Annotated in this window: 16 protein-coding genes; 14 read left to right on the top strand and 2 right to left on the bottom strand. The window is 60.0% G+C overall.

The annotated features are described in order from the left end of the window. The first annotated feature begins 1 nt into the window (after window position 1). From VY732_RS21810 to VY732_RS21775, 8 genes are all read left to right on the top strand, one after another. Entirely contained in the window at window positions 2-187 is a 186-nt protein-coding gene (locus VY732_RS21810) for a Trm112 family protein (RefSeq protein ID WP_011060103.1), read from the top strand. Then, a complete protein-coding gene (gene kdsB, locus VY732_RS21805) occupies window positions 184-948 on the top strand; it encodes a 3-deoxy-manno-octulosonate cytidylyltransferase (RefSeq protein ID WP_077574085.1) in 765 nt (254 codons plus the stop codon). Before VY732_RS21810 ends, kdsB begins: the two co-directional genes overlap by 4 nt. Further along, window positions 948-1,412, top strand: a complete 465-nt coding sequence (locus VY732_RS21800) for a low molecular weight protein-tyrosine-phosphatase (RefSeq protein ID WP_102900035.1) — start codon at window positions 948-950, stop codon at window positions 1,410-1,412. The genes kdsB and VY732_RS21800 overlap by 1 nt, the downstream gene beginning before the upstream one ends. Then, the gene (murB, locus tag VY732_RS21795) at window positions 1,409-2,428 is read left to right on the top strand and encodes a UDP-N-acetylmuramate dehydrogenase (protein ID WP_331691739.1); all 1,020 of its coding nucleotides are present in this window, start codon (window positions 1,409-1,411) and stop codon (window positions 2,426-2,428) included. Before VY732_RS21800 ends, murB begins: the two co-directional genes overlap by 4 nt. A 312-nt stretch (window positions 2,429-2,740) precedes the next feature. Beyond that, window positions 2,741-3,211, top strand: a complete 471-nt coding sequence (locus tag VY732_RS21790; RefSeq protein ID WP_077574083.1) for a (2Fe-2S)-binding protein — start codon at window positions 2,741-2,743, stop codon at window positions 3,209-3,211. Next, a complete protein-coding gene (locus VY732_RS21785; protein ID WP_331691738.1) occupies window positions 3,208-5,529 on the top strand; it encodes a xanthine dehydrogenase family protein molybdopterin-binding subunit in 2,322 nt (773 codons plus the stop codon). The genes VY732_RS21790 and VY732_RS21785 overlap by 4 nt, the downstream gene beginning before the upstream one ends. After that, entirely contained in the window at window positions 5,529-6,509 is a 981-nt protein-coding gene (locus VY732_RS21780) for an XdhC family protein (protein WP_331691737.1), read from the top strand. The genes VY732_RS21785 and VY732_RS21780 overlap by 1 nt, the downstream gene beginning before the upstream one ends. Beyond that, window positions 6,506-7,102: a nucleotidyltransferase family protein gene (locus VY732_RS21775; protein ID WP_331691736.1), complete on the top strand. Its 597-nt coding sequence runs from the start codon at window positions 6,506-6,508 to the stop codon at window positions 7,100-7,102. Before VY732_RS21780 ends, VY732_RS21775 begins: the two co-directional genes overlap by 4 nt. A 270-nt stretch (window positions 7,103-7,372) precedes the next feature. Here VY732_RS21775 and rne read toward each other — a convergent pair whose 3' ends face one another. Next, complete coding sequence (gene rne, locus VY732_RS21770) at window positions 7,373-10,609, bottom strand: ribonuclease E (RefSeq protein WP_331691735.1); 3,237 nt, start codon at window positions 10,607-10,609, stop codon at window positions 7,373-7,375. A 699-nt stretch (window positions 10,610-11,308) separates the two neighbouring features. Between rne and rluC the strand changes: the two genes are divergently transcribed. From rluC to sppA, 3 genes are read left to right on the top strand one after another with little or no spacing between them, the layout of a single operon-like run. Then, on the top strand, window positions 11,309-12,268 hold the full coding sequence (gene rluC / locus VY732_RS21765; RefSeq protein ID WP_034155359.1) for a 23S rRNA pseudouridine(955/2504/2580) synthase RluC: 960 nt from the start codon (window positions 11,309-11,311) through the stop codon (window positions 12,266-12,268). After that, entirely contained in the window at window positions 12,255-12,917 is a 663-nt protein-coding gene (locus VY732_RS21760) for an HAD-IA family hydrolase (protein WP_077574078.1), read from the top strand. Before rluC ends, VY732_RS21760 begins: the two co-directional genes overlap by 14 nt. 24 nt (window positions 12,918-12,941) lie before the next feature. After that, window positions 12,942-13,931 carry a signal peptide peptidase SppA gene (gene sppA, locus VY732_RS21755; RefSeq protein WP_331691734.1) on the top strand — a complete coding sequence of 330 codons (990 nt, stop codon included), beginning with the start codon at window positions 12,942-12,944 and terminating at the stop codon, window positions 13,929-13,931. A gap of 94 nt (window positions 13,932-14,025) precedes the next feature. On the opposite strand, the gene VY732_RS21750 is transcribed toward sppA, so the two are convergent. Continuing rightward, on the bottom strand, window positions 14,026-14,604 hold the full coding sequence (locus VY732_RS21750; RefSeq protein ID WP_331691733.1) for a Maf family protein: 579 nt from the start codon (window positions 14,602-14,604) through the stop codon (window positions 14,026-14,028). 105 nt (window positions 14,605-14,709) lie between these two features. Here VY732_RS21750 and VY732_RS21745 point away from each other — a divergent pair, with 105 nt between their 5' ends. Genes VY732_RS21745 through plsX form a run of 3 tightly spaced genes read left to right on the top strand, consistent with a single transcriptional unit; the run spans window position 14,710 to window position 16,448 of the window. After that, window positions 14,710-15,237 (top strand): YceD family protein, encoded by a 528-nt coding sequence (locus tag VY732_RS21745; protein ID WP_007908248.1) that lies wholly within the window; start codon window positions 14,710-14,712, stop codon window positions 15,235-15,237. A 13-nt stretch (window positions 15,238-15,250) separates the two neighbouring features. Beyond that, complete coding sequence (gene rpmF / locus VY732_RS21740; RefSeq protein WP_003179396.1) at window positions 15,251-15,433, top strand: 50S ribosomal protein L32; 183 nt, start codon at window positions 15,251-15,253, stop codon at window positions 15,431-15,433. A gap of 4 nt (window positions 15,434-15,437) precedes the next feature. Beyond that, complete coding sequence (gene plsX, locus VY732_RS21735; RefSeq protein WP_116030446.1) at window positions 15,438-16,448, top strand: phosphate acyltransferase PlsX; 1,011 nt, start codon at window positions 15,438-15,440, stop codon at window positions 16,446-16,448. Window positions 16,449-16,464 lie beyond the last annotated feature (16 nt).

Below are 16,464 nucleotides of genomic sequence, written 5' to 3'. Positions count from 1 at the left end.
CATGGACACCAAATTGCTCGATATCCTCGCGTGCCCGATCTGCAAAGGCCCGCTCAAGCTCAGCGCCGACAAGACCGAACTGATCAGCAAGGGCGCCGGTCTGGCGTATCCGATCCGCGACGGCATCCCGGTGATGCTCGAAAGCGAAGCCCGCACCCTGACCACCGAGGAGCGTCTGGATAAATGACTACCGCCTTCACCGTTGTCATCCCGTCGCGTTTCGCCTCGACCCGCCTGCCAGGCAAGCCGCTGCTGGATATCGCTGGCAAACCGATGATCCAGCACGTCTGGGAGCAGGCGAGCAAAAGCAGCGCGAGCCGTGTGGTGGTCGCCACTGACGATGCGCGCATCATCGAGGCCTGCAAAGCGTTTGGCGCTGAAGTGGTGCTGACCCGTGAAGATCACAATTCCGGCACCGATCGTCTGGCTGAAGTCGCAGCGAAACTTGGCCTGGAACCCGATGCGATCGTGGTCAACGTGCAGGGCGACGAGCCGCTGATTCCGCCAAGCGTGATCGATCAGGTCGCCGCCAACCTGGCGGCTCACACTGACGCGCGTATGGCTACGTTGGCCGAGCCGATCGAAGACATTGAAACCCTGTTCAACCCGAACGTGGTCAAGGTCGTCAGTGACATCAACGGTCTTGCGTTGACCTTCAGCCGCTCCACTTTGCCGTGGGCGCGCGATGCCTTTGCCAAAAGCCGCGAGCAATTGCCCGAAGGCGTGCCGTACCGTCGCCACATCGGCATTTACGCCTACCGCGCCGGTTTCCTTCATGACTTCGTCAGTTGGGGCCCGTGCTGGCTGGAAAACACTGAATCCCTCGAGCAACTGCGTGCCCTGTGGCACGGCGTACGCATTCATGTCGCCGATGCACTGATCGCGCCGCCCACCGGTGTCGACACTGCCGAAGACCTCGAGCGCGTTCGCCGATTGCTGGGGGCCTGATGCGCGTTCTGTTTGTGTGCCTGGGCAACATTTGCCGTTCGCCCACGGCCGAAGGCGTGTTGCGGCACAAACTGCGCGAAGCGGGGCTGGCGGATCAGGTCGAAGTGGCTTCGGCTGGCACCGGTGACTGGCACGTCGGCAACCCGCCGGACAAACGCAGCCAGGCTGCCGCCAAAGTGCGCGGCTATGACCTGTCGGCGCAACGCGCGCAGCAGGTCAGCCGCGCGGACTTCGCCAGTTATGACCTGATTCTGGCGATGGACAACAGCAACCTGCGCAACCTCAAGGCGTTGCAGCCGTCCACCGGCAAGGCTGAACTGGATCTGTTCCTGCGCCGTTATGCTGGGTTGGTTGATGAAGTGCCGGATCCGTATTACGACGGCGATCAAGGGTTCGAGCAGGTGCTGGATCTGATCGAGGCAGCCTGTGACCAACTGTTGATCGAAGTGAAGGGCCGGTTATGAGTTTGCAGGTGCAACCGCAGGTTTCCCTGAAACCGTTCAACAGTTTTGGCGTCGACGTGCGCGCGCAACTGTTCGCCGAAGCCCACAGCGATGAAGATGTCCGTGAAGCGCTGGCTTATGCCACTGCGCACGATGTGCCGTTGCTGGTGATCGGCGGTGGCAGTAATTTGCTGCTGACTGCCGACATTGCGGCGCTGGTGCTGCGCATGGCGACGCGCGGGATCCGCTTGATCAGTGATGATGGCAGCCGTGTGGTGATCGAAGCTGAAGCTGGTGAGCCGTGGCATCCGTTTGTCCAGCACACACTGGCGCTGGGCTTTTCCGGACTGGAAAACCTCAGTCTGATTCCCGGCACCGTCGGCGCTGCGCCGATGCAGAACATTGGCGCTTACGGTGTCGAGATCAAGGATGTGTTTGCCGGGCTCACCGCGTTGGATCGTCAGACCGGCGAGTTGCGCGACTTCACTCTCGAAGAATGCAACTTTGCCTACCGCGACAGTCTGTTCAAGCAGCAGCCGGGGCGTTGGTTGATTCTTCGCGTGCGCTTCAAACTGGATCGTGTTGCGCATCTGCATCTCGAATACGGTCCGGTGCGCCAGCGCCTGACCGAGCAGGGTATCGAGCAGCCGACGCCGACCGATGTCAGCCGCGCCATCTGCAGCATTCGCAGTGAAAAACTGCCGGACCCGGCAGTGCTCGGCAATGCCGGCAGCTTCTTCAAGAATCCGCTGGTGTCGGCGGCCATCGTCGCGCAGATCAAAGCGCAGCATCCGGATGTGGTCGCCTACGCGCAACCGGACGGGCAGATGAAACTGGCCGCGGGCTGGTTGATCGAGCGCGCTGGCTGGAAAGGCTTCCGTGAGGCCGATGCCGGCGTGCATAAATTGCAGGCGCTGGTGCTGGTCAACTACGGCGCGGCAACCGGGCTGCAACTGCTCGATCTGGCGCAACGCATCCAGAAAGACATTGCCGAACGTTTCAATGTCGACCTGGAAATGGAGCCCAATCGGTATTGAAGCAGCGGCGAGCTTCAAGCTTCTAGCAGCAAGCTACAATCTTGATGGTGAGCCAGCTACTGCCTTTACTTGCAGCTTGTAGCTAAAAGCTCATAACTGAAAAGCCCTGTCTCAGCAGGGCTTTTTTGTTAATGCTGGGTTAACTTAGCGAGCTAACGATAACCGTCATTTGCTCCACCAAAGGCCCGGTGCAGACGTTCCCGTCGGCACAAGAGAGCCTCATTAGCCTGAGTCGATCTGTGTGAACCACCGCCGATTCAACGGCGGCAGATTGCTCGACCCGATAACCACTAAAAATATGCGGGCGTGCCCATGATTACCCTGAAACTCAATGGCCAAGACCATTCACTTGATGTCACGGAAGACATGCCGCTGCTCTGGGCTATCCGCGATGTTGCTGGTTACAACGGCACCAAATTCGGCTGCGGAATGGGCCTGTGTGGCGCCTGCACCATTCATATCGATGGCTTGCCGGCGCGCAGTTGCATCACGCCGATCGGCTCGGTGGTCGGGCAGAACGTCACCACCATCGATAACCTGCACGCCGACCCGGTCGGCCAGGTGGTTCAACAAGCCTGGCTGGACACGGCTGTCGCCCAATGCGGTTTCTGTCAGGGCGGGCAAATCATGTCAGCCACCGCGTTGCTCAAGACCAACCCGAATCCGAGCGACGAGCAGATCGAAGAAGCCATGGTCGGCAACATTTGCCGTTGCGGCACGTATAACCGAATCAAGACTGCGATTCGCCAAGCCTCCACCCATTTGAAGGAGGCCAAGGCATGAGCCGTCTTCCGAATGATTTCGCCCTGAGCAATCTCAGCCGTCGCGGTTTTCTCAAAGGCGTCGGCGCCACCGGTGCGCTGGTGCTGGCGGCGAGTTGGGGCTGGCAGGATGCGTTGGCCGAGGACAAACCGAAACAGTTCGGCGCCGATGGCATGCCCAACGGCTGGATCGATGATCCGAAGGTCTACGTCAGCATCGCCGCCGACGGCACGGTCACCGTGGTGTGCAACCGCTCGGAGATGGGGCAGGGTGTGCGCACTAGTCTGACCATGGTCGTTGCCGATGAGCTGGAAGCGGACTGGGCCCACGTCAAAGTGCAGCAGGCGCCGGGTGATGAAGTGCGTTTCGGTAATCAGGACACTGACGGTTCGCGCAGCATGCGCCATTGGTATGAACCGATGCGGCGTTGCGGTGCGGCGGCGCGAACCATGCTTGAACAGGCCGCCGCTGCGCAGTGGAAAGTGCCGGCAGGCGAATGCCATGCGCAGTTGCACAAAGTCATCCATAAACCCTCCGGTCGTGAACTGGGCTATGGCGAACTCGCCGCTGCCGCCAGTGCCTTGCCGGTGCCTGCGCGTGACAGCCTGCGTCTCAAGCAGCCGTCGGAGTTTCGCTACATCGGCAAGGAAGGCACCAAAGCCATTGATGGCGACGACATCGTCAACGGTCGCGCGGTATACGGCGCGGACGTGCATTTCGACGGCATGCTGTACGCGACCATCGCCCGTCCGGCGGTGTACGGCGGCAAGGTCAAATCGCTGGACGACAGCGCCGCGCTGAAAGTCCCCGGCGTGCTCAAAGTAATGCAGATCGAAAGTCGTCCGCTGCCTTCGGAGTTTCAGCCGTTAGGCGGTGTGGCCGTGGTGGCCAGCAATACCTGGGCCGCGATCAAGGGCCGCGAAGCGCTGAAAATCGAGTGGGACGACGGCCCGAACGCCAGTTACGACTCGATCGCCTATCGCAAGGAGCTGGAAGCCGCCTCGCTGAAACCCGGCAAAGTGGTGCGCAACACCGGCGATATCGACAAGGCCTTGAGCGGCGCTGCCAGCACGCTGGAAGCTTCCTACTATTTGCCGCATCTGGCGCAAGCACCGATGGAACCAATGGTCGCCATCGCCCGTTACAAGGATGGCGTCTGCGAAGCCTGGGCACCGAGTCAGGCCCCGCAAGTGACGCGCGAGCGCATCGGTGAGCGCCTTGGTTTGCCGTTCGACAACGTCACCTTTAATGTCACGCTGCTCGGCGGTGGTTTCGGTCGCAAGTCGAAACCGGACTTTGTCGTCGAAGCGGCGATCCTCGCCAAGGAGTTTCCGGGTAAAGCCGTGCGGGTGCAGTGGACGCGTGAAGATGACATCCACAACTCGTATTTTCATACCGTGTCTGCTGAGTACCTCAAGGCGGGCGTGGGCAAGGACGGTATGCCGTCCGGCTGGTTGCATCGCACCGTGGCGCCGAGCATCACCGCGTTGTTTGCGCCGGGGATGAATCATGAGGCGGCGTTCGAGCTGGGCATGGGTTTCACCAACATGGCCTACGCCATTCCCAATGTGCGCCTGGAAAACCCCGAAGCGACCGTGCACACGCGGGTCGGCTGGTATCGCTCGGTGTCGAACATTCCGCACGGCTTCGCGATCCAGAGTTTCGTCGATGAGCTGGCACACAAGGCCGGTGAGGATCCGCTCAAATATCAGATCAAACTGCTCGGCGCGGATCGGCAGATCGATCCGCGTACCTTGAGCGAGGAGTGGAACTACGGCGAATCTCCCGAGCGTTACCCGATCGACACCGGACGCATGCGCACCGTGCTGGAAACTGCGGCCAAGGCTGCCGGTTGGGGGCGCAAACTGCCCAAGGGGCGTGGTCTTGGCCTGGCGGTGCATTACAGCTTCGTCACCTATGTGGCGGCGGTGATCGAAGTCGAGGTCAAAGACGATGGCACGCTGATCGTGCACAAGGCTGATATTGCTGTGGATTGCGGGCCGCAGATCAACCCCGAGCGCATTCGCTCGCAGTTCGAAGGCGCTTGTGTGATGGGCCTGGGCAATGCTGTGCTGGGTGAAATCAGCTTCAAGGACGGTAAGGTTCAGCAGGACAACTTCCACATGTACGAAGTCGCGCGCATGTCGCTGGCGCCGAAGGAAGTTGCCGTGCATCTGGTGACACCACCGGGCGACGTGCCGTTGGGCGGTGTCGGCGAACCGGGCGTGCCACCGATTGCTCCGGCCTTGTGTAACGCGATCTTCGCCGCCACCGGCAAGCGCATCCGTAATCTGCCGGTGCGTTATCAGTTGCAGGGCTGGCAGAAGGCAGAGGCGTAATGGACAGCGTCGACCTCAATGTCCTGCGCAGTGTCCTCGAGTGGCGCCGCGCCGGGCAGCGGGTGGTGCTGTTCAGCGTGGTGCAGACCTGGGGCACCGCGCCCCGCGCTCCCGGCGCCATGTTGGCGTTGCGCGAGGATGGCGTGGTGATTGGTTCGGTGTCGGGCGGGTGTGTCGAGGATGACTTGATCGCCCGCCTGCACGACGGCCGCATCGCCACCGATGGGCCGCCGGTGCAATTGATCACTTATGGCGTCACGCGAGAGGAGGCGGCGCGCTTCGGATTGCCTTGTGGCGGTACGTTGCGCCTGACCGAAGAGCGCGTTGGCGATCCTGCGTGGGTCGCTGAATTGCTGGCCCGTTGCGAGGCCCACGAGATTGTCGCTCGCGAGTTGAATATCGACACCGGTGAAGTGCTTCTGGCGCCGGCAAATAAATCCGATGCGCTGGAATTCGATGGCAAAACCCTGCGCGCCATTTACGGTCCGCGCTGGCGTCTGCTGTTGATCGGCGCCGGCCAGTTGTCGCGCTACGTCGCGGACATGGCGCGACTGCTGGATTTTGAAGTGCTGATCTGCGACCCGCGCAGCGAATTCGTTTACGGCTGGGAAGAGCATCACGGACGTTTCGTCCCGGGCATGCCGGATGACGCGGTGTTGAGCATCCAGACCGATGAGCGCACAGCGATTGTCGCGTTGACTCACGATCCGCGTCTGGATGACATGGCGTTGCTCACGGCGCTGGATTCGCCAGCCTTCTATGTGGGGGCGCTCGGTTCGCGGGTCAACAGCCAGAAGCGACGGGAAAATCTCGCTCAGCTAGGCTTGTCGGTACAGGCGATCGATCGATTGCACGGGCCGATCGGTCTGCACATTGGCAGTCATTCGCCGGCAGAAATTGCCTTGTCCTTGCTGGCGGAAATCGTCGCGATCAAGAACGGCGTCGAGTTGAAGCAGAAGAAAACTTTGGAGGACGCATGAGTCGATCCATTGCAGTGATTGTGCTGGCTGCAGGCGAGGGCAGCCGCTTTCGCCAGGTGGCAGGTGCCGATAAGGACAAGTTGCTGGCGGACTGCACCGGGCGTGATGGCGCGGTGCGTTCGGTGATCGAGCAGGTATTGGTTAATCTGCCGGCCGATCTTGATAAGCGTGTGTTGGTGACGACTGAGGCGCGGCCACAGGCGATGCGCATGGCGCAGGCTTATGGCTGTGACGTGGTGTCGATTGAATCGACCGGGATGGGTGACAGCATTGCCGCAGGCGTTGCCGCTTGCCCGGATGCCGATGGCTGGTTGATTGTGCTGGGGGATATGCCGTTTATCTTGCCGTCGAGTATTGAGCGGGTGGTCGCGGCGATTGCTGATGATGCGGTGAGCGTGCCGGTGCAGGAGGGCGAGTTTGGCCATCCGGTGGGATTTGGGCGCTCGTTTGGTTTGGGGTTGCAGGCGTTGAGCGGCGATCGCGGGGCTCGGCCGTTGTTCAAGCAGGGTAGGGTGGTGGAGATTGCTGTCGATGACCCAGGCGTTCTGTGGGATATCGATGTGCCTGAGGCTTTGGTTTTTACTTCGTCTTGAGAGCTGCGTAAATTCCTAAAAGCCCCTCACCCTAGCCCTCTCCCGGAGGGAGAGGGGACTGACCGAGGTGTTCTTTCGAGCTACACCGACCTGAAACTTCGAGTCGAACTCCGGCCTTGAAGCACACGGAGATCGGCTCCCTTTCCCCCTCGCCCCGTGGGGAGAGGGCTGGGGTGAGGGGGTTGGATCTAGAATCCACCACAAAAAATCGAGGCATAAAAAAGCCCCGCCAGGTTTTCACCGGGCGGGGCTTTTTATTGGCTTTGGAAATTACACGAGTGGTTTAGGCTCGTGCTCTTTTTCCTCGGCCTCTTGGTGTTGCTCGACCGCGTCCTGAACGGAGCGTGGTGCTTCAGCGATCACCGCTTCGACAACCGCTTCTTCAGCGACCGGGGCAGGCGCTGCCTCGACCACTTCAGCCACCGGAGCAGCAGCGGCAGCCAGTTCGGCTTCCTTCTGCAGACGCTCTTCTTCACGCTTGCGACGACGCACTTCACGTGGGTCGTTCGGCGCGCGGCCGCTTGGTGTCAGGGCGCTGACCGGAGCCGGTGCTTCAACCACTGGAACTGGCGCTTCGGCAACGACAGGTGCTTCGACAACCGGTGCTGGTTCAGCAACGACCACTGTCTCGACAACTTTGCTCTCTTCAACCGCAGGAGCTTCAACCGCAGGCGCTTCGAACACTGGCTTTTCAACAACCGGTGCTTCAATCACTGGCGCTGGCGTTTCAGCAACAGCCGGCTCGGCAACCCAGTTGAAAGCGGTCTGCTCTTCGCGAACTTCACGCACGGTTTCGGTCGCGGTTTCAGCGACGCTTTCTACCACCGGCTCGGCCACTACAACTGGCGCAGGCTCTACCTGAGGTAGGGTTTCCTGAACCGGTGCCACTTCGACTTCCGGAGCAGCAACCACTTCCACTGGCGTGGTCGCTTCAACAACTGGCGCTTCCACAGCAGCAGTTTCCTGAACAGCAGCGGTAGCGCGTTCGGCTTGCTCGTGGGCTTGGGCTTCGGCCGGAGCGCTGATCACGGTGCTGGCAACAGCGGCGGTGACAGCCAGACCAGCAGCCAGATCGGCGGTGCTTGGCTCTTCAGCGTTTTCGCCGGCTTCGGATTCTTCCGAACCTTCGATCACGTTGCCGTTGGCATCACGCTGACGCTCACGACGGTTGCTGCGACGACGCTGACCGCGCGAACGACGACGTGGACGATCGCCTTCGGCGTTCTCCGAACCGTCTTCCGGCAGTTGCTCTTCGTTGATGTTCACTTCTTCTTCAGCGACGGCAGCAGCGGCCTGCTCGGCACGCGGTTGACGCTCTTCACGCGGCGGACGCGGTGCGCGCTCTTCACGTGGCTGACGGGCCGGACGCTCTTCAGCGGCAACGGCTGCGGTGGCTGCTGCAACTGGAGCGGCGTCCAGAGGCTCGCGCAGTTCACGTACACGTTCTTCACGCTCGCCACGTGGCTTGCGGTCTTCGCGCGGTGCACTTGGAGCACGTTCTTCACGCGGAGCACGTGGTGCGCGTTCTTCGCGGGCAACTGGCGCTTCGGTACGGGTTTCGCGAGGCTCGCGGACTTCACGGGCTTCACGTGGCGCGCGCTCTTCGCGCGGCTCGCGTGGCGCACGTTCTTCACGTGGAGCACGTTCTTCGCGCGGCTTGCGTTCTTCATCGCGGCGACCGTTACGGTTGCGGCTCTGCTGACGACCGTTGCGACGTTCTTCGTTGCGGGCCGGACGTTCGCTGGCTGGTTTTTCAACCACAACCGGAGCGGCTGGCTCTTCTTTGGTGGCGAACAGGCTGACCAGCGATTTCACCAGGCCTTTGAACAGGCTTGGCTCTGGCGCGGCAACCGGGGCCGGTGCTGGAGCGGCAGGCGCGGCGACTTCGGTCGGAACCGGAGCGTTGGCACGGGCCGGAGCAGTCTTGACCGCGGCTTCCTGGCGAACCAGGGTGCGGGTCGCGGCGGCTGGCTGGACTTCTTCGACTTCGGCAGCGGCAGCAGCGATTTCGTAGCTGGACTGGTTGGTCGCGGCTTCCGGGCTGTCGTCACGCAGACGCTGAACTTCGAAATGCGGGGTTTCGAGGTGGTCGTTCGGCAGAATGATGATGCGGGCACGGGTGCGCAGTTCGATCTTGGTGATCGAGTTGCGTTTTTCGTTGAGCAGGAACGCGGCGACCGGGATTGGCACCTGAGCGCGCACTTCGGCAGTGCGGTCTTTCAGGGCTTCTTCTTCAATCAGGCGCAGGATCGCCAGCGACAGCGATTCAACGTCACGGATGATGCCGGTGCCGTTGCAACGCGGGCAGACGATGCCGCTGCTTTCGCCCAGCGATGGACGCAGGCGCTGACGGGACATTTCCAGCAGGCCGAAGCGCGAGATGCGGCCGATCTGCACGCGAGCGCGGTCGGCTTCCAGGCATTCGCGGACTTTCTCTTCCACGGCGCGCTGGTTCTTGGCAGGGGTCATGTCGATGAAGTCGATGACGATCAGGCCGCCGATGTCGCGCAGGCGCAACTGACGGGCGATTTCTTCGGCGGCTTCAAGGTTGGTCTGCAGAGCGGTTTCTTCGATGTCGCTGCCTTTGGTGGCGCGCGCCGAGTTGATGTCGATGGACACCAGGGCTTCGGTCGGATCGATGACGATGGAGCCGCCGGAAGGCAGTTCAACGACGCGCTGGAAAGCGGTCTCGATCTGGCTTTCGATCTGGAAGCGGTTGAACAGCGGCACGCTGTCTTCGTACAGCTTGATCTTGCTGGCGTACTGCGGCATCACCTGACGGATGAAGGTCAGGGCTTCGTCCTGGGCTTCAACGCTGTCGATCAGCACTTCGCCGATGTCCTGGCGCAGGTAATCGCGGATGGCGCGGATGATCACGTTGCTTTCCTGGTAGATCAGGAATGGCGCGGAGCGATCCAGCGAGGCTTCTTTGATGGCGGTCCACAGCTGCAGCAGGTAATCGAGGTCCCACTGCATTTCTTCACTGCTGCGGCCCAGGCCGGCAGTGCGCACGATCAGACCCATGTCGGCCGGTGCTACCAGGCCGTTCAGCGCTTCACGCAGTTCGTTGCGCTCTTCGCCTTCGATGCGACGGGAGATACCGCCGGCACGCGGGTTGTTCGGCATCAGCACGAGGTAACGACCGGCCAGGCTGATGAAGGTGGTCAGGGCTGCGCCCTTGTTGCCACGTTCTTCTTTTTCGACCTGAACGATGACTTCCTGGCCTTCGCTCAGGACGTCCTTGATGTTGACGCGGCCTTCAGGGGCTTTCTTGAAGTATTCGCGAGAGATTTCTTTGAGGGGCAGGAAGCCGTGGCGCTCGGAGCCGAAATCGACAAAGGCAGCCTCAAGGCTTGGTTCGATGCGAGTGATGCGGCCTTTATAGATGTTGGCCTTCTTCTGCTCGCGTGCACCGGATTCGATGTCCAGGTCGTAGAGGCGTTGGCCATCTACCAGTGCAACACGCAACTCTTCGGGTTGAGTTGCGTTAATCAGCATTCTTTTCATGTAGTACCGTCGGTTTCCGGGCTGCCGGAAACGGCGTTCGGCACACACGACTTCTCACGGTCGGTGTCAGGTGCGTCGGGAGTGGTTGGCCATTCCCGTGTCCAGCGATATGCGGCCAATTGGGCCGATATAGCGACGTACGCGTCCTGCTTGCTGTGGCTACTTAAGCACTCAGTCAGGAGGAGGAATCAACCAGCGGCTGTGGACGAGATGAAGCGTCTTGATAAAGCCTATTGCTACACAGTCCAGCGGTTGTGCATCTCCACCCTACACGTATCCCTGATAATTCGGGTGCTGCCGCGCGCAGAATCCGCAGCGGGTTGGCATTTACCGTGAGCTCCGAAAGGGGAGGTCACGCATCATGGCTAATTCAGGCGTTGTTTCCGAAGCATTCGCTCGGGGTCATCTGCAGCTGACTGCACTTTGTGAACTGGCCTTGAATGTGTGCCTGTCAGGCGAGTAAAAACTCTGCTCGACGGTGTAATTCAGGCCTCATGTCACCTGCGCTTGTTACAACTGCAAACTCCACCGTTACGTAGCGAAAGCCCCGTAGGACGGCCTCGCGTCCTGGTGAATTGCGTTGGTCAGGGCCGGTTTTTGACCGTGGTTCCTCTGTCCAGGCCGCTTTTGGCGGCGTTCGCGACTATAGCAGCAATGATTAAGTGCTTCAATTCCATAAAAATTGTTATCATCCGCGGCATGACAACTACTGCCCCTTCGACTCCAGGCGTTCAATTGCTTGAAGTCTCGCCGGAGTATGCCGGCCAACGAATCGACAATTTCCTCCTCGCCCGGCTCAAAGGCGTGCCCAAGACCTTGATTTACCGCATTTTGCGTAAAGGCGAAGTGCGCGTGAACAAAGGTCGGATCAAGCCCGAATACAAGCTGCAGGCTGGCGATATCGTGCGCGTGCCGCCGGTTCGCGTGCCTGAGCGTGACGAGCCGGTGCCATTGGCCCAAGGCCTGCTGCAGCGCCTGGAAGCCTCGATTGTCTTCGAAGACAAAGCCCTGATCGTGATCAACAAGCCCGCCGGCATTGCGGTTCACGGTGGCAGCGGTCTGAATTTCGGCGTGATCGAAGCCTTTCGTCAGTTGCGTCCCGATGCCAAAGAACTGGAGTTGGTTCACCGTCTCGACCGTGACACCTCCGGCCTGCTGATGATCGCCAAAAAGCGCAGCATGTTGCGCCACTTGCACGAGCAATTGCGCGGCGATGGCGTCGACAAGCGCTACATGGCGCTGGTGCGCGGCAACTGGGCGACTTCTATCAAGAAAGTCAGCGCGCCATTGCTCAAGAGCAATCTGCGTTCCGGCGAGCGCATGGTCGAAGTCAATGACGAGGGCAAGGAAGCCCTGACCATGTTCAAGGTGCTGCGCCGCTTCGGCGATTTTGCCACCATGGTCGAGGCTAAACCGGTTACCGGTCGCACTCACCAGATTCGCGTGCACACCTTGCATGCGGGCCATTGCATTGCGGGTGACAGCAAGTATGGCGATGAGGATTTCACCAAGGAAATTCGCGATCTGGGCGGCAAGCGGCTGTTTCTGCACGCCTACATGCTGACTGTGCCGCTGCCCGATGGCGGCAAGCTGACCTTGCAGGCGCCGGTCGATGAAATGTGGGCCAAGACCGTGGAGCGATTGAGTGCGCCCATCTGATTACAAACTGCTGATTTTCGATTGGGACGGCACACTGGCCGATTCCATCCATCGGATCGTCGAGGCGATGCACTCTGCATCCGGGCGTTCTGGCTTCGAGTTGCGTGATGACTTTGCCGTCAAAGGCATCATCGGCTTGGGTCTGCCCGAGGCGATCCGTACGCTGTACCCCGAAATCAGCGATGCCGAAATGACTTTGTTTCGCGAGTATTACGCCGATCACTACATCGCTGCCGAAGCTGTGCCTTCGCCGTTGTTCGAAGGCGTAGTCGAATCGATGGCGTCGTTTCGTGAGCAGGGTTATCACCTGGCTGTCGCCACCGGCAAGAATCGTCGCGGGCTGGATCGGGTGCTCAAGGCCAATGGCTGGGAAGAATATTTCGATATCACCCGTGCTGCCGATGAAACTGCCAGCAAGCCGCACCCTCTGATGCTGGAGCAGATCCTTGCTCATTGCGGCGTGCGCGCCGAACAGGCGCTGATGGTTGGCGATTCGTCCTTCGATCTGCTGATGGCGCGTAACGCGGGGATGGACTCGGTGGCGGTCAGCTATGGCGCGCAATCGATCGAATCGCTGCAGCAGTTCGAACCGCGCCTGTCGATCGACCGTTTTTCCGAATTGCATGCCTGGCTGGAGAAGCAGGCTTAATACGTTTTTGCTGGGGTGGATGGCATGACCGACGAATGGAAAGCACCGGCCAAGGCAAGTGCCGACGACGGTGATCAGAAAAGCTGGAAGCTATTGGAAAAAACCCTGCTGGCCGGTGTGCAAGAGCAGCGGCGTTCACGGCGTTGGGGGATTTTCTTCAAGCTGCTGACGTTTGTTTACCTGTTTGTGGCGCTGATTTTGTTCACGCCGCTGATGGATATGGAAAAAAGCGCCACCCGTAGCGATAACTACACCGCGTTGATCGATGTCACCGGGGTGATCGCCGACAAGGAGCCTGCCAGCGCCGATAACATTGTCGGTAGTCTGCGCGCCGCGTTTGAAGACAAGAAGGTCAAAGGCGTCGTCCTGCGCATCAATAGCCCGGGCGGCAGTCCGGTGCAGTCGGGTTATGTGTATGACGAGATCAAGCGCCTGCGTGGCCTGCACCCGGATATCAAGGTGTATGCGGTGATTTCTGATCTGGGTGCTTCCGGTGCTTATTACATCGCCAGTGCGGCGGATCAGATCTACGCCGACAAGGCGAGTCTGGTCGGTTCGATCGGTGTGACGGCGGCCGGTTACGGTTTTGTCGGCACCATGGAGAAGCTTGGCGTTGAGCGTCGCACGTACACTTCGGGTGAACACAAGTCGTTCCTTGATCCGTTCCAGCCGCAGAAGCCGGATGAAACGGCGTTCTGGCAGACGGTGCTGGATACCACGCACAAACAGTTCATCAATAGCGTCAAGCAGGGTCGCGGGGATCGCCTGAAGGACAAAGATCATCCGGAGCTTTTTTCTGGGCTGGTCTGGTCGGGCGAGCAGGCGCTGCCGTTGGGTTTGATCGATGGGCTGGGAAATGCCAGCTCGGTGGCGCGGGATGTGATCGGCGAGAAAGAGCTGGTGGACTTCACTGTGCAGGAGTCTCCGTTTGATCGTTTCTCGAAGAAGCTCGGTGCCAGTGTTGCTGAGCAGTTGGCGATGTGGATGGGTTTCCACGGGCCTTCGTTGCGCTGATTCGTTGTAAAGATCAAAAGATCGCAGCCTGCGGCAGCTCCTACGGGGTTTTACAGTCCCCTGTAGGGGCTGCCGCAGGCCGCGATCTTTTGCTTTATGGGATCTGCACACCCTCAGCCAATAACATGTCGATCAGGCGAATCAGCGGCAGGCCGATCAGGCTGGTAGCGTCAGGCCCTTCAGTGGACTGAAACAGACTCACCCCCAACCCTTCGGCCTTGAAGCTGCCAGCGCAGTCATATGGCTGCTCAATGCGCAGGTAGCGCTCAACGCGCGCCTGATCGAGCTGACGCATGTGCACGGTAAACGGCACGCAGTCGACCTGGCATTCGCCGGTCTGGCTGTTGAGCAGCGCCAGGCCGGTCAGGAAGGTCACGCTGGCGCCGCTGGCGGCCATCAGTTGCTCGCGGGCCTTCTCAAAGGTGTGCGGCTTGCCAATGATCTGCTCGCCGAGCACGGCAACCTGGTCGGAGCCGATGATCAAGTGCGCAGGGTAACTGTCAGCCAATGCCCGGGCTTTTTGTTCGGCGAGGCGTTTGACCAGCTCGATGGCTGACTCGCCCGGACGATGGCTTTCATCGATATCCGGAGAGGAGCAGACGAACGGCAGGTGCAGGCGGGCAAGCAATTCGCGACGATAGGTCGAGCTTGAAGCGAGTAATAAAGGCAGCATTCGCGTCTCCTGAGGCAGGTGCGAATTCTAGCGGAGGCACGCAAGTGACGGACAGGGCACAATTTCCTTTGACATGGGTGGGTGCATCCCTATAATGCTGCGCCTATGTTGAATGACCCGATTCCACCTCACGTTGACCCGCGCAAATTGGCTGACCGTGGCACCACCCTTCAAGGTGAAATGCTGCTGGCCGATTTGGAGAGACTCTGCGACCCGCTTTCCGACAATGTCGGTACGGTGCAGGCGAAATTCGTTTTTGAACGAGATGAACGTAAATCTGTGGTAATCCACAGCTTTATCGACACCGAAGTCAAAATGGTTTGCCAGCGTTGTCTTGAGCTGGTCACCCTGCCGATCCACAGCGAATGCAGTTATGCTGTGGTGAAAGAGGGTGCGAATACCCAGTCGTTGCCGAAAGGTTATGACGTGCTGGAACTGGGCGAAGATCCATTGGATCTGCAGTCACTGATCGAGGAGGAGCTTCTGCTCGCCTTGCCCATTGTGCCTGCTCATCATCCGGAAGAATGCCAGCAGCCGGCGGGTCTCGATGAGCCCGAACCGAGCGAGGACGAGTCAACGCGGTCCAACCCGTTCAGTGTATTGGCGCAGTTAAAGCGTGACCCAAACGTTTAGGAGTTAATCAATTATGGCTGTTCAGCAGAACAAAAAATCCCGCTCTGCCCGTGACATGCGCCGTTCGCACGACGCTCTCGAGGCTAGCACCCTGTCTGTAGAAAAAACCACTGGTGAAGTTCACCTGCGTCACCACGTATCGCCAGAAGGCGTATACCGTGGCCGTAAAGTGATCGACAAGGGCGCTGACGAGTAATCACTTGTCCGCTCAAGTCATCGCGATTGACGCAATGGGCGGGGACTTCGGTCCCCGCAGCATTGTTCAGGCCAGCCTTGCTTGCCTTTCTGCTACGCCCTCGCTGCACCTGACCCTCGTCGGTCAACCCTCCCTTCTTGAAGAACTGATCCACGGCCAATCGGCTGCTGATCGCGCGCGCCTGACGATTGTTGCGGCCAGCGAAGTCATCACCATGGACGAAAAACCGACCCAGGCCTTGCGTGGCAAGCCGGACTCGTCGATGCGTGTCGCCCTGGAACTGGTGCGTGATGGCAAGGCTCAGGCCTGTGTCAGCGCCGGCAATACCGGGGCGTTGATGGCGCTATCGCGATTCGTGCTGAAGACGTTGCCGGGTATTGATCGTCCGGCGATGGTTGCCGCGATTCCGACGCAGAAGGGCTATTGCCAGTTGCTCGATCTGGGCGCCAACGTCGATTGCAGTGCTGAGCATTTGCTGCAGTTTGCGGTGATGGGCTCGGTGGCGGCGCAGACGCTGGGTATCCATCGCCCGCGTGTTGCGCTGCTGAATATCGGCACCGAAGACATCAAGGGTAATCAGCAGGTCAAGCTCGCGGCGACGCTGTTGCAGGCTGCTCGCGGTATCAACTACATCGGCTTCATCGAAGGCGACGGTTTGTATCGTGGCGAGGCCGATGTCGTGGTGTGTGACGGTTTCGTCGGCAACATCCTGCTCAAGTCCAGCGAAGGCCTGGCGACGATGATTGCTGCGCGCATCGAAGCGCTGTTCAAAAAGAATCTGGTCTCCCGTGCAGTGGGGGCTTTGGCATTGCCGTTGATGAAGCGTTTGCAGGCGGATCTGGCGCCGGCGCGACACAACGGCGCAAGCTTTCTCGGCTTGCAGGGTATCGTCGTGAAAAGTCACGGTTCGGCCGGGGTTCAGGGCTTTCAGAGTGCTATTTCGCGCGCGCTGATCGAGATTCAGGAGAACCTGCCTGAGCGCCTTCACGGTCGTCTGGAGGATCTGTTGTCTTAGGCGTTTTCGTCGGACA

Origin of the sequence: Pseudomonas sp. ZY71, assembly GCF_036542145.1 — a bacterium.
Classification (GTDB): domain Bacteria; phylum Pseudomonadota; class Gammaproteobacteria; order Pseudomonadales; family Pseudomonadaceae; genus Aquipseudomonas; species Aquipseudomonas koreensis_A.
The sequence above is the reverse complement of the archived record's forward strand: the minus strand, read 5'-3'. Positions and strand labels throughout refer to the sequence as shown.

Excerpts from the sequence above, each read along its gene's own strand:
- VY732_RS21810 (WP_011060103.1), top strand. The coding sequence starts at position 2 with ATGGACACCAAATTGCTCGATATCCTCGCGTGCCCGATCTGCAAAGGC.
- kdsB (WP_077574085.1), top strand. The coding sequence starts at position 184 with ATGACTACCGCCTTCACCGTTGTCATCCCGTCGCGTTTCGCCTCGACC.
- VY732_RS21800 (WP_102900035.1), top strand. The coding sequence starts at position 948 with ATGCGCGTTCTGTTTGTGTGCCTGGGCAACATTTGCCGTTCGCCCACG.
- murB (WP_331691739.1), top strand. The coding sequence starts at position 1,409 with ATGAGTTTGCAGGTGCAACCGCAGGTTTCCCTGAAACCGTTCAACAGT.
- VY732_RS21790 (WP_077574083.1), top strand. The coding sequence starts at position 2,741 with ATGATTACCCTGAAACTCAATGGCCAAGACCATTCACTTGATGTCACG.
- VY732_RS21785 (WP_331691738.1), top strand. The coding sequence starts at position 3,208 with ATGAGCCGTCTTCCGAATGATTTCGCCCTGAGCAATCTCAGCCGTCGC.
- VY732_RS21780 (WP_331691737.1), top strand. The coding sequence starts at position 5,529 with ATGGACAGCGTCGACCTCAATGTCCTGCGCAGTGTCCTCGAGTGGCGC.
- VY732_RS21775 (WP_331691736.1), top strand. The coding sequence starts at position 6,506 with ATGAGTCGATCCATTGCAGTGATTGTGCTGGCTGCAGGCGAGGGCAGC.
- rne (WP_331691735.1), bottom strand. The coding sequence starts at position 10,609 with ATGAAAAGAATGCTGATTAACGCAACTCAACCCGAAGAGTTGCGTGTT.
- rluC (WP_034155359.1), top strand. The coding sequence starts at position 11,309 with ATGACAACTACTGCCCCTTCGACTCCAGGCGTTCAATTGCTTGAAGTC.
- sppA (WP_331691734.1), top strand. The coding sequence starts at position 12,942 with ATGACCGACGAATGGAAAGCACCGGCCAAGGCAAGTGCCGACGACGGT.
- VY732_RS21750 (WP_331691733.1), bottom strand. The coding sequence starts at position 14,604 with ATGCTGCCTTTATTACTCGCTTCAAGCTCGACCTATCGTCGCGAATTG.
- VY732_RS21745 (WP_007908248.1), top strand. The coding sequence starts at position 14,710 with ATGTTGAATGACCCGATTCCACCTCACGTTGACCCGCGCAAATTGGCT.
- rpmF (WP_003179396.1), top strand. The coding sequence starts at position 15,251 with ATGGCTGTTCAGCAGAACAAAAAATCCCGCTCTGCCCGTGACATGCGC.